The organism is Planomonospora sp. ID91781, assembly GCF_015711595.1.
Lineage (GTDB): Bacteria > Actinomycetota > Actinomycetes > Streptosporangiales > Streptosporangiaceae > Planomonospora > Planomonospora parontospora.
Genome location: NZ_JABTEY010000001.1, coordinates 670177 through 683200, shown reverse-complemented (window position 1 = coordinate 683200; position 13024 = coordinate 670177). Strand labels below are relative to the sequence as shown.

Below are 13024 nucleotides of genomic sequence, written 5' to 3'. Positions count from 1 at the left end.
GGAGGAGGTCGGCAGGGGACCGGCTTCCGAGGGGACCGCTGTTCCGGGCGGAGCTGTGCGTCCCCGGGAAGGGCGCGTCCCCTCCGGACGGGTTCCGGCCGGGAGGGGCCTTCTTCCGGGTCGCGTCCGTCAGACGTAGCGCTCCAGGATGGACGACTCGGCGAGGCGGGACAGACCCTCGCGGATGTGGCGGGCGCGGGTCTCGCTGACGCCGCCCGCCTCCTGCAGGTCCTCGGTGCTGGCGGCCAGGAGTTTCTGCAGGCTGCCGAACTGGTCAGCCAGGCGGTCGACGACCGCGGCGGGGAGCCGCGGGACCTTGGCCAGCAGGCGGTGGCCGCGCGGGCTCGCCGGGGAGTCCAGGGCGTCGGCGCCCGTGTGGCCGAGGATGCCGGCCACCGAGACCAGGTCGAGCAGGGCGGTGGAGGAGAGGCCGTCCAGTTCGTGCAGGGCTCCGGCGACCGTACGGGCCCGGCGGCCCGTCACGGGCAGGTAGTCGCGCACGATGAGCTCGCGGTCGCTCTCCGTCCCGGCGACCAGCTCGTCCAGCTGCAGGGAGAGCAGCCGGCCGTCCGTGCCGAGCTCGACGACGTAGTCCGCGATCTCGTCGGAGATCCGGCGGACCATCTCGAGCCGCTGCAGGACCACCGCGATGTCGCGGACCGTCACCAGGTCCTCGATCTCCAGCGCCGACAGCGTGCCGGAGACCTCGTCCAGCCGGAACTTGTACCGCTCGAGGGTGGCGAGGGCCTGGTTGGCCCGGGACAGGATCGCCGCCGACTCCTCCAGCACGTAGCGGACGCCGTCCAGGTAGAGGGCGATGATCCGCATGGACTTGCTGAGGGAGACGACGGGGAAGAAGGTCTGCACCGAGACCCGCTGGGCGGTCCGGTGCCTGGTGCCGGACTCGTCCGTGGGGATGGAGGGGTCGGGCACCAGGTGCACGGCCGCGCGCACGATCCGGTGGCCGTCGCAGCTCAGCACGATGGCGCCGTCCATCTTGGCCAGCTCGCGCAGCCGCGTGGCGGAGAACTCGACGTCCAGCTCGAACCCGCCGCTGCAGATCTCCTCGACCACGCGGTCGTATCCCAGCACGATCAGGCCGCCGGTGTGCCCGCGCAGGATGCGCTCCAGGCCGTCGCGCAACGCGGTGCCCGGCGCGACCGAGGCCAGGACGGCTCTGCGGCGCTCGTCGAGGCCCTTGTCGGTTGCTGCCACATGACCCCCGTGGTCCGTGTCGAGAGCCCGGCGGGTCCGAAAGCCGTCACCGGGGTCCGGCGCCCAGCTTACCGAAGGCCCGCGGCGGGCCCCGGCCTTCAGGACGTGACGTGGTTGAGGGCGTCCCAGACGTTCTCCGCCTCGACGACGTCGAAGCCCGGCGCGAAGCTGGAGCGGCCGTCGGCCCGGACGAGGGAGCTCTCGCCGCGCCTGCCCCGGCCGGCGTCGAGGGAGCCCGCCGGGACCAGCGCGCGGGTGAAGCCGAGTCGCGCCGCCTCCGACAGGCGGCGCCGTACGTCGCGCACCTGGCGGAGCTCTCCGGCCAGGCCCACCTCGCCCAGCACCACGAGCCCGGACGGGAGCGCCCGGTCGCCGGCCGCGCTGGCCACCGCGAGCATCACCGACAGGTCGATCGCCGGGTCGGCGAGTTTGATCCCGCCCACGGTCGCGGTGAACACGTCGCAGCCGCCGAGCTTGGCGTTGAGCCGCCGCTCCAGCACGGCCAGCACCATGGTCACCCGGTAGGGGTCGAGACCGGAGGAGGAGCGGCGCGGCTGCTGGGCCTCGGTCCGCGCGACCAGCGCCTGGACCTCGGCGGGCAGCGGCCGGGTGCCCTCCATGGTGACCGTGACGCACGTGCCGGGGACGGGCTCGGCGCGGTGGGAGACGAACAGCCCGCTGGCGTCGGTGATGCCCTCGATGCCGCCCTCGTGCAGGTCGAAGCAGCCGACCTCGTCGACGGGGCCGTAGCGGTTCTTGATCGCGCGGACCATGCGGAGCCGGGAGTGGCGGTCGCCCTCGAAGTGGAGCACGACGTCGACGAGGTGCTCCAGCGTCCGGGGGCCGGCGATCGAGCCCTCCTTGGTGACGTGGCCGACCAGGACCGTGGACATGCCGCGCTCCTTGGCCAGCCTGACCAGGTTGCCGGCCACCTCCCTGACCTGGGTCACCCCGCCGGGCACGCCGGTCGCCTGCGCCGAGCCGATCGTCTGCACGGAGTCGACCACGAGCAGGCCCGGCTGGACCTTCTCGACGTGGGAGACAAGCGCGCCCAGATCGGTCTCCGCCGCGAGGTAGAGGTCGTCGTGGATCGCGCCGATCCGGTCGGCCCTGACCCGGACCTGGGCGGCGGACTCCTCTCCCGTGACGTAGAGCACGGTCTGCCCGCGGGCGATCTTGGAGGCCGCCTCCAGGAGGAGGGTGGACTTGCCGATGCCGGGCTCCCCGGCCAGCAGCACGACCGCTCCGGGCACCAGGCCGCCGCCGAGGACCCGGTCGAGCTCGGGCACGCCCGTGCTGCGCGCGTGCGCGACCTCCGCCTTGACCTGGCCGATCGGGACGGCCGGGGCCGACACCGCACCGGGGGAGGCCACGTGCGCGCCGCCGCGGGCGGTCTCCTCCTCGACCGTGCCCCAGGCCTGGCACTCGCCGCAGCGCCCCACCCACTTGGCGGTCTGCCAACCGCACTCACCACAGCGATAGCCGACCTTCTTTGCCATGGCCGCACGCTACCGGCCCGGGCCGACAACTTTCACCCGGAGACCCGGCCCGGTCAGATGTGGCCTTCGAGGTCGGCCAGGAGCATGCGCTTGGGCTTGGCGCCCCGGATCTGACGGACGACCTCGCCGCCGACGTAGAGGTTGAGCGTCGGCAGGCCGAGCACGCCGTACCTGGTGGAGATCTCGGGGTGGTCGTCGGCGTTGAGCTTGGCGATGGTGAGGCGGTCGCCGTACTCGGCCTCGATCTCCTCCAGCACCGGCGCGATCATCTTGCACGGCCCGCACCACTCGGCCCAGAAGTCCACCAGGACCGGCTTGTCGCTGCGCAGCACCTGCTCGTCGAAGTTCTCCGCGGTCAAAGTGATCATTTCTCTCCCTGCTTCCCTGTCGGACATCCCGGGCAGGAGCCGGCCAGCTGCGCGGCCACCTCGGCCCGCCGGACCAGCAGCGTGCGGATCTCCTCGTCGATCTCGGCCAGTTTCCGCCGGTAGACGGCCACGGACTCGGGACACGAGCCGCCCGTGGCGTTCCCGGCCCGCAGGCACGCCACGAACGGCTCGGCGTCCGCGAGCGTGAACCCCACGGTGAGCAGCGCGCGGATCTCGGCGACGAGCCGGAGGTCGTCCTCGTCGTACTCCCGGTACCCGTTGGCCGACCGCCGCGCGGTGATCAGGCCCTGCTGCTCGTAGTAGCGCAGCGCCCTGGTGCTGACCCCCGCCCGGCGGGCGAGCTCTCCGATCCGCATCCGGCCCTCCTCCTCCGCGACCGTAATCCCTGACGCCGGTGTCAAGGTCAAGCGGCGGCGTTCTGTTCCGCGGGGGAACGGGCCCGCGGGCGCCGGAGGGCCGCCTAAGATCGTTCGTTCACCCCGTGTTCACCATCCCCTCAGGAGGACGGCCGTGTACCGCGACATCGTCGAGTTCGCCCAGGGCACCCCCGCGTGGGTGCACGCCCTCGCCGAGACGGGCACGGACGCGGGGCTGCTCGTCTTCGTGCTGCTGTTCGCCCTGGCCTGGTGGCGGGCGCGGCGGAGGGAGCCGCGGGACATGGCGCTGGTCCTGCTGGGCCCGGTGGCCGTGGTGGCCGTCTACCTGCTCAGCGAGGTCGTCAAGGTGCTCGTCCGGGAGGAGCGGCCGTGCCGGGGGCTGGCGGCGACCATCGCGGCCTGTCCCGAGACGGGGGACTGGTCGTTCCCGAGCAACCACGCGGTGATCGCCGCGGCGGCGGCGGGCACGCTGGTCCTCGCCTGGCGCGGGCTGGCCGCCCTGGTGCTGCCGCTGGCGGTGCTGATGGCCTTCTCCCGGGTGTTCGTCGGCGTGCACTACCCGCACGACGTCGCGGCCGGGTTCCTGCTGGGGGCGGTGGCGGCACCGCTGCTCGTCCTGCTGCTGACGGGGGCGGTCACGCCGCTGGTGCGCCGGTGGAACCTCGTGCGGGCGGCGTGACGGGAACGCGCCCGGTCAGAAGTGCTTCCAGCGCAGCACGTTGGGGTAGGCGATCTCCAGGCCGGGGGTCTCGGCGGCGGCCTGCGCGGCGACCTCGGGGGTGAACTCGATGCGCAGGACGGCCTCGAGGTCGGCCCGGCGCTCGAAGGCCATGCGCAGGTCGAGGGGCTGCGCCTGCCAGCCCTGGCGGTCCCAGAAGTCCGCCACGGCCTGCGGCGAGTAGGACGGGATCGACCGGCGGAACCAGCGGCCGAAGTCGCCGCGGGAGGCGTCGACGTCGATCACGAAGGCGGTGCCGCCGCGCCGCAGGACCCGGGAGAGCTCGGCCAGGCCGGGCTCGCAGCCGGGGCCGAAGAAGTAGGCCCAGCGGGCGACGGCGACGTCCACCGAGGCGTCCGGGAGCGGCAGGGCCTGCGCGGTGCCGGCGCGGACCTCCACGCCGGGCAGGGCCCGGCAGCGCCGCCGGGCGAGTTCGACGAGGTCGGCGTGCGGCTCGACGCCGACGACGCGCGCGGCTTCGGCGGACAGCGCCGGAAGGTGGTAGCCGGTGCCGCAGCCGACGTCGAGGACGGTCGCTCCGGCGAGCGGGCGGAGGGCGGACATCGCGGCCCCGGCCCGGCCCTCGGGGTCGACCGCGCGGTTCTCCAGCTCGTAGACGTGCGGGGTGTTCCAGATGTTGGGGCTGGGGATGGCCCCCTTGACGAACCGCGGCATCCCCACACCGTATCCGGGTGATCGATCGGTGTGATCCGGGCCGCACAGGGGTGGCTGGACGCCATTCGGCCCCGGGCGCGCTTAGTCTGGCATTGTGGACGAGCGGGGCGACCGGCGTCGCGGCGTCCGCGCGACATGGACGACATGGACTCCGACCCCGAAGGCGAGAAGGCTCCGATGAGCGTCATCCGAGTGCCCAGCGCCAAGATCGCGCTGTCCACGGCGTCGGTGTATCCGGAGCGCACACCGGACGCCTTCGAGCTGGCCGCGCGCCTGGGATACGACGGCGTGGAGATCATGGTGGGCGCCGACCCCGTGAGCCAGGACATCGACGTCCTGGAGCGGCTGTCGGACCACTACCAGCTGCCCATCCTCGCGATCCACGCGCCCTGCCTGCTGGTCACCCAGCGGGTGTGGGGCAAGGACCCGTGGGCCAAGCTCAAGCGCGCCCAGCGGGCCGCGGAGCGGGTGGGGGCGCAGACGGTCGTGGTGCACCCGCCGTTCCGCTGGCAGCGCGACTACGCGCGCGACTTCGAGACCGGCCTGGCCCGGATGCGCGAGGAGACCGACGTGGTCTTCGCGGTGGAGAACATGTTCCCGCTGAAGGCGCGCGGCAACAAGGTCGTCCCGTACTCCCCGGACTGGAACCCCGTCGACTACGACTTCCCGCAGGTCACCCTGGACCTTTCGCACACGGCGGTGTCGGGCTCCGACGCCTGGGAGATGTTCACCAAGCTCGGCGACCGGCTGGCCCACCTGCACCTGGCCGACGGGGTCGGCATCCCCAACAAGGACGAGCACCTGGTCCCCGGGCGGGGCAACCAGCCGTGCGCGCCGATCCTGGAGCGGCTGGCGGCGAACGGCTTCGGCGGCCTGGTGGTGCTGGAGGTCAACACGCGCAAGGCGGCCAGCCGTACCGAGCGCGTCGACGACCTCGCGGAGGCGCTCGCCTTCGCCCGGCTGCACCTCGCGGCCTCGGCCAACGCGTGACGGTGACGGACGGGCAGCGCCCGGGGCGCCGGCCGGGGCGCAGGCCCGGGTCGGCGGACACGCGGGGGGAGATCCTCGCGGCGGCGCGCAGGACGTTCGCGGAGAAGGGGTTCGACAAGGCCACGGTCCGGGGCATCGCCCGTGCGGCGGGGGTGGACCCGGCGCTGGTCCACCACTACTTCACCAGCAAGGAGGGCGTGTTCGTCGCGGCCATGGAGCTGCCCATCGTCCCGGACGAGGTGATCCCGCAGGTCCTCACCGGGCCGCGCGAGGAGATGGGCGAGCGGCTGGTCCGCTTCATCCTCACGGTGACCTCGGACGCCGAGGCGCGCCAGCCGCTGCTGGCGCTGGTGCGCACGGCGATGACCAACGAGAGGGCCGCCGGGATGATCCGGGAGTTCATGACGCACGCCCTGCTGCTGCGGGTCGCCGAGGCGCTGGACATCCCGCCGATCCGGATGGAGGCCGCGTTCGCGCAGTTGTTCGGCGTGGTCCTGGCCCGGTACGTGCTCGAGCTCGAGCCGCTGGCCTCGGCCGGCGTCGAGGAGCTGGTGGCGCTGCTGGCCCCGGCGGTCCAGCGCTACCTGGACGGGTCCCGCTGACCGGGGGGCGCCCGCAGGAGTATAGAGCATTGTTCTAGAATGGGAATTGACCATATGGTGACCACGTTCACCGCGTTTCCCATTCCGGGTGGAAGTTACCCATGGGTAGGATTCGGGGCGACCTGTGGTCACTGTGGATGACCGGCGGTCATTCGCTGGCAGCCAACGCCGTCTGTGGGAGGACCCGTGCTCTGGGTAGCCATCATCGGGCTCGTCATGACAGTCGCCGCGCTCGCGCTCGCCGCGCGCCGCGTCCTGTTCCTGTACAAGCTCGCCGTCGTCGGGCCGCCCGCGCCCGAGCGGATCGAATACGCCAGGAACAACGTGGGCGCGGAGGTCAAGGCCCAGCTGGTCGAGGTCCTCGGGCAGAAGAAGCTGCTGAAGTGGACGCCGTCGGGCGTCGCGCACTTCTTCGTCATGTGGGCCTTCTTCATCCTGCTGACCGTCTACATCGAGGCGTACGGCGCGATCATCCAGGGTGCGATCACGGGGCGGGCGAACTTCCACATCCCGATCATCGGCACCTGGCCGGTCCTCGGTTTCCTGCAGGACTTCATCGCGGTGGCCTGCCTCCTCGGCCTGGTCGCCTTCACGGTCATCCGGATCAAGAACTCCCCGAAGCGGCTCGGCCGCGGCTCCCGCTTCTCCGGCTCCCACCTGGGCGGCGCCTGGCTCGTCCTGTTCATGATCTTCAACATCATCTGGACGCTCTTCCTCGCCCGCGCCGCCGCGGTGAACACCGGGAACTTCCCCTACGCCTCGGGCGCGTTCGCCTCCGAGGCGGTCGCCTCGGTCCTGCCCGCCAGCCACCTGCTGGAGGAGATCGCGCTGCTCCTGCACATCGGCTTCATGCTGGTGTTCCTGGTCATCGTGGTGAACTCCAAGCACCTGCACATCTTCACCGCGCCGCTGAACGTGATGTTCTCCCGCCGGCCCGACGCCATGGGCGCGGCTCCGGAGATGCGCATCGACGGCAAGGTCGTCGACTTCGAGGACGAGGACCTCGACGGCGACCGGCTCGGCCGCGGCAAGATCGAGGACACCACCTGGAAGGGCTTCCTCGACTTCTACACCTGCACCGAGTGCGGCCGCTGCCAGTCCCAGTGCCCGGCGTGGAACACCGACAAGCCGCTCTCCCCGAAGATGCTCATCCTGGACCAGCGCGACCATGCCTTCGCGGTCGCGCCGTACCTGATGATGAGCGAGGAGCAGCGGGCGCACCAGGGCCAGGACGTGCTGGCGCTGCTGGAGAAGCCGCTGGTCGGCGAGGACGGCGTCATCCACCCGGACGTGCTGTGGTCCTGCACCAACTGCGGCGCCTGCGTCGAGCAGTGCCCGGTGGACATCGAGCACATCGACCACATCCTCGACATGCGCCGCTACCAGGTGATGGTGGAGTCGAACTTCCCGTCCGAGGCCGGCGTCATGGTCAAGAACCTGGAGAACAAGGGCAACCCGTGGGGCATGTCCGAGATGAAGCGGGCGGACTGGATCGAGGAGCTGGACTTCGAGGTCCAGCTCGTGGACGAAAAGCTGGGCGAAGATATCGAATATTTGTTCTGGGTGGGGTGCGCCGGCGCGCTGGAGGACCGGGCCAAGAAGACCACCAAGGCGGTCGCCGAGCTGCTGCACATCGCCGGCGTGAAGTTCGCGGTGCTCGGCCCGATGGAGGCCTGCACCGGTGACCCGGCCCGCCGCCTGGGCATGGAGTTCCTCTTCAACATGCTGGCCCAGCAGAACATCGAGACGCTGAACGAGGCGGGCGTCAAGAAGATCGTGGCCACCTGCCCGCACTGCTTCAACACCCTGGCCAACGAGTATCCCCAGCTGGGCGGGACCTACGAGGTCGTGCACCACACCCAGCTGCTGGCCAAGCTGGTCGACGAGGGAAAGCTGGTCCCGGTCACCCCGATCGAGGAGAAGATCACCTACCACGACCCGTGCTTCCTCGGCCGCCACAACAAGGTCTACTCCCAGCCGCGCGACATCATGGCCAAGGTGCCCGGCGTCAAGACGCAGGAGATGCACCGCCACAAGGACCGCGGCTTCTGCTGCGGCGCCGGCGGCGCGCGGATGTGGATGGAGGAGCGGCTCGGCAAGCGCATCAACACCGAGCGCGTGGACGAGGCGCTGACCACCGACCCGGACACCATCTCCACCGCCTGCCCCTTCTGCCTCGTCATGCTGGGCGACTCGATCAACGAGAAGAAGAACTCCGGTGAGGCCAAGGAGACGCTGGAGGTCGTGGACGTCTCGCAGCTGCTGATCAAGTCCGTCAAGGGCGAGCCGGTCGAGGCCTCCTGATCGTCTTTCCGCTCACAGGCCAGGCGCGGTCCGCTTTTTTGCGGGCCGCGCCTGACTCGTTGTAATGCCTGTTTGAAAAGGACAGTCGGTCCGAAACTTCTCCGTCTGGGGCTGTCCACATAACGGGAAAATCACGGTAACCTCAACGTCGCGTAGCTCATTCGACGGGGAGGGGGCCGGCGGTGCGTGCCGTCGTCACGGATGCCGAAGTCACCTTGGCCGACGTGCTCTCCCTCCGCCTGGCGATCGACGAGCCCCTCGCCGACGGCGCCGAGCTGGTCCTGCGCCACCGGGCCACCACCACCGAGCGCCGGGTCCCGCTGGGCGCCTCGGCCACGAAGGCGCGGGACGCGACCCTCGCCGTCTCCCTCGCCCCGCTGACGCTCACCCCCGGCCGCTGGGACGCCTACCTCGCCCAGGACGGCCCCCGGGCGCGGCTGCGCAGCGTCGACCCCGGGTTCTCCCTCGACCACCTCGACACCTACGCGCTGAGCCGCCGCTCGCTGGCCTACCGGGCCTACCGGACCCAGGGCGGCTTCCTCGCCCTGAAGATCGACAAAGTGGAGCCGCTCGCCGAGGTCCGCGCGGTCTGGTTCCGGGAGGGCCGCTTCGAGGTCACCGGGCTGCTGGCCTTCACCGGGCTCGACGACGACGAGTCCCGGCACGAGGCGCGGCTGGCGCTGCGCCGCAGCGAGCCCGAGGCCGAGCTCTCCGTCGCCGCCACGGTCCAGGGCGTGCGCTTCCACGCCGCGCTCTCCCTGTGCGACGTGGTCGACGCCGCGCCCGAGCGGCCGGGCGTCTGGGAGCCCGTGCTGGAGGTCGACGGCCTGCCCGGCCCGCTCCGCCTGGGCTCGCGCCTCGACGACGTGGACGGCAAGCGCCGCCGCCTGCACTACCCGGCCGCCCGGATCGACGGGGTGCCGATCAGGCCCTGCTACACCGCCGACGACGAGTTGAGGATCGAGGTGGGTGGGTGAGGATCTGCCTGCTCGTCCCCTCGGTGTACGGCATGCGCGGCGACGTCCGCTCCGTCGTCAACCTCGCGGGCGAGCTGGCGGAGCGGCACGACGTGGAGATCGTCAGCGTCCGCCGCCACAAGGACCGGCCCTTCTTCCCGGTCGGGTCCAAGGTGCGGCTCTCCTGGCTGGTCGACGCCAGGCCCGGGGTGCGCCACCTGCTCCCGGCCGGGCAGATGCGCACCGAGATGGCTCTGTGGCGGCGGCTGCGCGGGCTCCGGACCGACGTGCTGATCACCACCCGGCCGGGACTGGGCGTGCAGGCGGCCCGGCACGCCCCGCGCGAGATCGTGCGGATCGCCCGGGAGTGGGGCCGCCCGCCGGTGCCGGGGCCGATCAGGAGGTTCTACCCCCGCCTGGACGCGGTCGTCGCCGCCACCGAGACCGGCCGCCAGGAGTGGGACCGCCTGCTGGGCGGCGGAGGCGGGGGCACGGGGGGCGCCGGGACCGCCGGAGGCGCGGCGGCGGTCCGGATGATCCCGGACGCGCTGCCCGCGGGACCCTGGCCGCGCTCCCGGATGGACAACCGCATCGTCGCCGCCGGCGGGCGCCTGGTGCCGGTCAAGGCCTACGACCGGCTGATCCGCGCGTTCGCCCTCATCGCGGGCAGGCGCCCCGACTGGCGGCTGCGGCTGTACGGCGGGGGCCCCGAGGAGCGGCGGCTGCGGGCCCTGGTCGCCGAGCTGGACCTGCACAACCACGTCTACTTCATGGGCACCACCCCCGACCTCGGGGGAGAGTTCGCCAAGGCGTCGATCGTGGCGGTGACGTCCCGGGCCGAGGTGCTCGGGATGACCGTGATCGAGGCGATGGCCAGCGGGGTCCCGGTGATCGGCTTCGACAGCGCGCGGGGGCCGGGGGAGTTCGTGGCGGACGGGCGCAGCGGGGTCCTGGTCCGCGAGGGGGAGGGCGAGATCGAGGCGTACGCCGCGGCGCTGCTCGGGCTCATCGACGACGAGCGCAGGCGCCGGGAGCTCGCCGCGGGCGCGCTCGACGCCGCGGCCGTCCACGGGGCGCCCGTCGTGGCCGAGCGGTGGGAGAAACTGATCGCCGAGACCTCCGGCCGCTCCTGACCCGGGTACCGTTGGGTCATGCATGGGTACAGCGGAGACAAGCAGGCCTATCTCACCCGGTTGCGGCGCATCGAGGGACAGATCAGGGGTCTGCAGCGGATGGTCGAGGAGGACTCCTACTGCATCGACGTGCTGACGCAGGTCTCGGCCGCGACCCGGGCGCTGCAGGCCGTGGCGCTGGGGCTGCTGGAGGACCACATCGGCCACTGCGTCGCGGAGGCCATCAGCACGGGGGGCCCGGAGGCGGAGGAGAAGGTCAAGGAGGCCTCCGCGGCGATCGCCCGGCTGGTGCGCTCCTGACTAGTCATCGGACCGTCCTTTCGGACCACGTCCCGGACCCCCTGCGGAGGGGGCCCGGGACCGGTGTCGGACGGGTCCACCGTGTCCTGCCCTGGCTTCAGCAGATCGCCGAAGCGCTCAATCCGAGCGCGTTGTCGAGCTCGGCCAAGGTGAGAGGCCGTTCGCTGTCAGCGACGGCGGTAAGCACCTCGGCATAGAGCGCGATCTCGTCCAACGCGACACGGTCGTGGACCCTGAGGTCCAGGTCGTCGTGCCCCACCGCGTCGTCCTTCCTTCCGCAGCCCACACCCACTCCGAGGGTACGGCGGGCGGTCTTTCGTGCCCATGGCCCATCGGGGCCATTCCCTCCGGTACCGGTCCGTACCCCGAAGGATCATTTCCCGATTGCGAGATCACGATTCAGCTAATTGTGGGACGTAGCAGGAGCGAGAAGGGTATAGGGGAAGTAAGGATGAAATAACCGGATTAGTAGTTTAAATCCACTGAGATGCGTCAAAAGTGGCGCAGGTGTGGATATGGCCCTGAAGCGCCGGGGAGCGGATCGTCCCGCTCGTGCGTCAGCCGGTGCACCACCGCCGCGGCCGTCGCGAACCCCCGTTCCGGCACGTCGGTCCCCGACAGCCGGCACCAGGCGAGCCCGGTGGCGTAGGCCGAGCCCAGCAGCGCCGCGGCCGAGGCGCGGTCCGGCGGGTGCAGCGCCGAGGGCAGCGCGGAGGCCGACGGGAAGTCCGGGACGCCGCCCGTGCGCGGCCAGCAGCCCCGCAGCGGGTGCGCCGGGTCGGTGAGCACGACGTGCAGGGTGTGGCGGAGCTCGGGGTCCAGCCACGGGTAGAGCCGGTCGGCGGCCCGGGGCGCGTGGGCCGACAGGTCCGCGGCGAGCAGCGAGGCCGCCACCGCCCGGGGGTCGGCCCCCTTGCGGGCGATGAAGCCCAGGGTCCGCACCAGGTCGTAGACGGCGTGCTGGAAGTGGTCGCCGGGCGACGACTCGGACAGCGCCACGTGGGACGGGCACCGCGACAGCCACATGTGCCGTACCGCGTCGTCGCCGTGGTGGGCCGCGGCGGCGTCCTGACCGGTCCGGTGCAGGACCGGGGAGACCATCGCCAGCAGCGCGGAGGCCCGGGGGCGGAAGCGGGGGTCGGTCCGGACGGCCTCGGCGGTGGCGGCCATCAGCGCCACCAGCCGGCGGCCCGCCTCGGGGTGGCCCGCCCGGACGCGCTCGCCGTACAGGGCGACCAGGTCGCCGAGTGAGGCGGGCGGCAGCCAGCGGACCCACTCGTCGCCGGGGAGCGGGCGGGCCAGGAACTCCCCGAACATCGACAGCAGCACCTCGTTGCCGTCGAAGGCCGGGGCGTAGGCGCACCACATGAGCGTGCCCCAGACCGCGGCCACCGGGCTGGCCACCTCGGCCGCGAACAGCCCGGCGAACGGGCCGTGCAGCGGGAAGTCCTCCGGGCGCCTGCCCCGCTGGGCGGCCAGCAGGTCGCGGACCCGCTCGGTGATCTCGAACGGCACGTCGGGGCCGACGAAGCCCTGCACCGAACCCCGGTCGGCGGTGAAGTCCGGGCCGGACGGGACCAGCTGGGGCGGGACCGCCGAGGCGACCTGGACGACCCGGGCCCCGGCCCGCATCAGCGGGTCGGCGGGCGGGTGCGACAGGTGCCAGCGGCCGTCCACCGGATCCTGCCGGTACCACCGCGCGTGCGCGCCGAACCGCCACAGGCCGTCGTCCGGCGTGGCCAGGGTGCGCAGCGCGATCGCCTGGGCGCGCGCGGGGAACGGGAGCGCCGGCCACCGGGGGTCGGTGACCATGGTGCGCACGTCGCCCTCGATGGCGTCGAAACCGTCCCACTGCCGCACGGCGTC

Annotated in this window: 14 protein-coding genes; 7 read left to right on the top strand and 7 right to left on the bottom strand. The window is 72.2% G+C overall.

What is annotated here, in order from left to right:
- Positions 1-129: 129 nt before the first annotated feature.
- The 4 genes from disA to HS048_RS03135 form a co-directional block, all read right to left on the bottom strand.
- On the bottom strand, positions 130-1215 hold the full coding sequence (disA, locus tag HS048_RS03150) for a DNA integrity scanning diadenylate cyclase DisA (protein WP_068902541.1): 1086 nt from the start codon (positions 1213-1215) through the stop codon (positions 130-132).
- 98 nt (positions 1216-1313) lie between these two features.
- Positions 1314-2714 carry a DNA repair protein RadA gene (gene radA, locus HS048_RS03145; protein WP_068902543.1) on the bottom strand — a complete coding sequence of 467 codons (1401 nt, stop codon included), beginning with the start codon at positions 2712-2714 and terminating at the stop codon, positions 1314-1316.
- A gap of 53 nt (positions 2715-2767) precedes the next feature.
- Entirely contained in the window at positions 2768-3082 is a 315-nt protein-coding gene (trxA, locus tag HS048_RS03140; RefSeq protein WP_084008923.1) for a thioredoxin, read from the bottom strand.
- The gene (locus HS048_RS03135; protein WP_068902547.1) at positions 3079-3459 is read right to left on the bottom strand and encodes a MerR family transcriptional regulator; all 381 of its coding nucleotides are present in this window, start codon (positions 3457-3459) and stop codon (positions 3079-3081) included. Before HS048_RS03135 ends, trxA begins: the two co-directional genes overlap by 4 nt.
- Positions 3460-3613: 154 nt before the next feature.
- Here HS048_RS03135 and HS048_RS03130 point away from each other — a divergent pair, with 154 nt between their 5' ends.
- Positions 3614-4159 carry a phosphatase PAP2 family protein gene (locus HS048_RS03130; protein WP_068902549.1) on the top strand — a complete coding sequence of 182 codons (546 nt, stop codon included), beginning with the start codon at positions 3614-3616 and terminating at the stop codon, positions 4157-4159.
- A 15-nt stretch (positions 4160-4174) separates the two neighbouring features.
- Here HS048_RS03130 and HS048_RS03125 read toward each other — a convergent pair whose 3' ends face one another.
- Entirely contained in the window at positions 4175-4873 is a 699-nt protein-coding gene (locus HS048_RS03125; RefSeq protein ID WP_068902551.1) for a class I SAM-dependent methyltransferase, read from the bottom strand.
- A gap of 177 nt (positions 4874-5050) precedes the next feature.
- On the opposite strand from HS048_RS03125, the gene HS048_RS03120 reads away from it, so the two are divergent.
- From HS048_RS03120 to HS048_RS03095, 6 genes are all read left to right on the top strand, one after another.
- Complete coding sequence (locus HS048_RS03120) at positions 5051-5863, top strand: sugar phosphate isomerase/epimerase (RefSeq protein ID WP_068902887.1); 813 nt, start codon at positions 5051-5053, stop codon at positions 5861-5863.
- A gap of 2 nt (positions 5864-5865) precedes the next feature.
- Complete coding sequence (locus tag HS048_RS38445) at positions 5866-6465, top strand: TetR family transcriptional regulator (RefSeq protein ID WP_196466106.1); 600 nt, start codon at positions 5866-5868, stop codon at positions 6463-6465.
- Between the two features lie 186 nt (positions 6466-6651).
- Positions 6652-8769: a (Fe-S)-binding protein gene (locus HS048_RS03110; protein WP_307832351.1), complete on the top strand. Its 2118-nt coding sequence runs from the start codon at positions 6652-6654 to the stop codon at positions 8767-8769.
- A gap of 182 nt (positions 8770-8951) precedes the next feature.
- Positions 8952-9746, top strand: a complete 795-nt coding sequence (locus HS048_RS03105) for a hypothetical protein (RefSeq protein WP_196466105.1) — start codon at positions 8952-8954, stop codon at positions 9744-9746.
- Positions 9743-10858: a glycosyltransferase gene (locus HS048_RS03100; RefSeq protein ID WP_196466104.1), complete on the top strand. Its 1116-nt coding sequence runs from the start codon at positions 9743-9745 to the stop codon at positions 10856-10858. Before HS048_RS03105 ends, HS048_RS03100 begins: the two co-directional genes overlap by 4 nt.
- A gap of 18 nt (positions 10859-10876) precedes the next feature.
- Positions 10877-11158 (top strand): metal-sensitive transcriptional regulator, encoded by a 282-nt coding sequence (locus HS048_RS03095; RefSeq protein ID WP_068902560.1) that lies wholly within the window; start codon positions 10877-10879, stop codon positions 11156-11158.
- Between the two features lie 97 nt (positions 11159-11255).
- Here the strand turns inward: HS048_RS03095 and HS048_RS03090 are convergent, their stop codons facing one another.
- Both HS048_RS03090 and HS048_RS03085 read right to left on the bottom strand, forming a co-directional pair.
- Positions 11256-11417 carry a hypothetical protein gene (locus tag HS048_RS03090; protein WP_189237508.1) on the bottom strand — a complete coding sequence of 54 codons (162 nt, stop codon included), beginning with the start codon at positions 11415-11417 and terminating at the stop codon, positions 11256-11258.
- A gap of 233 nt (positions 11418-11650) precedes the next feature.
- A complete protein-coding gene (locus HS048_RS03085; protein ID WP_230880705.1) occupies positions 11651-13018 on the bottom strand; it encodes a hypothetical protein in 1368 nt (455 codons plus the stop codon).
- Positions 13019-13024 lie beyond the last annotated feature (6 nt).

What these genes read in the sequence shown, in the direction of transcription:
- HS048_RS03120 (WP_068902887.1), top strand. Translation starts at nt 5,051, where the DNA reads ATGAGCGTCATCCGAGTGCCCAGCGCCAAGATCGCGCTGTCCACGGCG.
- radA (WP_068902543.1), bottom strand. Translation starts at nt 2,714, where the DNA reads ATGGCAAAGAAGGTCGGCTATCGCTGTGGTGAGTGCGGTTGGCAGACC.
- HS048_RS03125 (WP_068902551.1), bottom strand. Translation starts at nt 4,873, where the DNA reads ATGCCGCGGTTCGTCAAGGGGGCCATCCCCAGCCCCAACATCTGGAAC.
- HS048_RS03135 (WP_068902547.1), bottom strand. Translation starts at nt 3,459, where the DNA reads ATGCGGATCGGAGAGCTCGCCCGCCGGGCGGGGGTCAGCACCAGGGCG.
- HS048_RS03095 (WP_068902560.1), top strand. Translation starts at nt 10,877, where the DNA reads ATGCATGGGTACAGCGGAGACAAGCAGGCCTATCTCACCCGGTTGCGG.
- trxA (WP_084008923.1), bottom strand. Translation starts at nt 3,082, where the DNA reads ATGATCACTTTGACCGCGGAGAACTTCGACGAGCAGGTGCTGCGCAGC.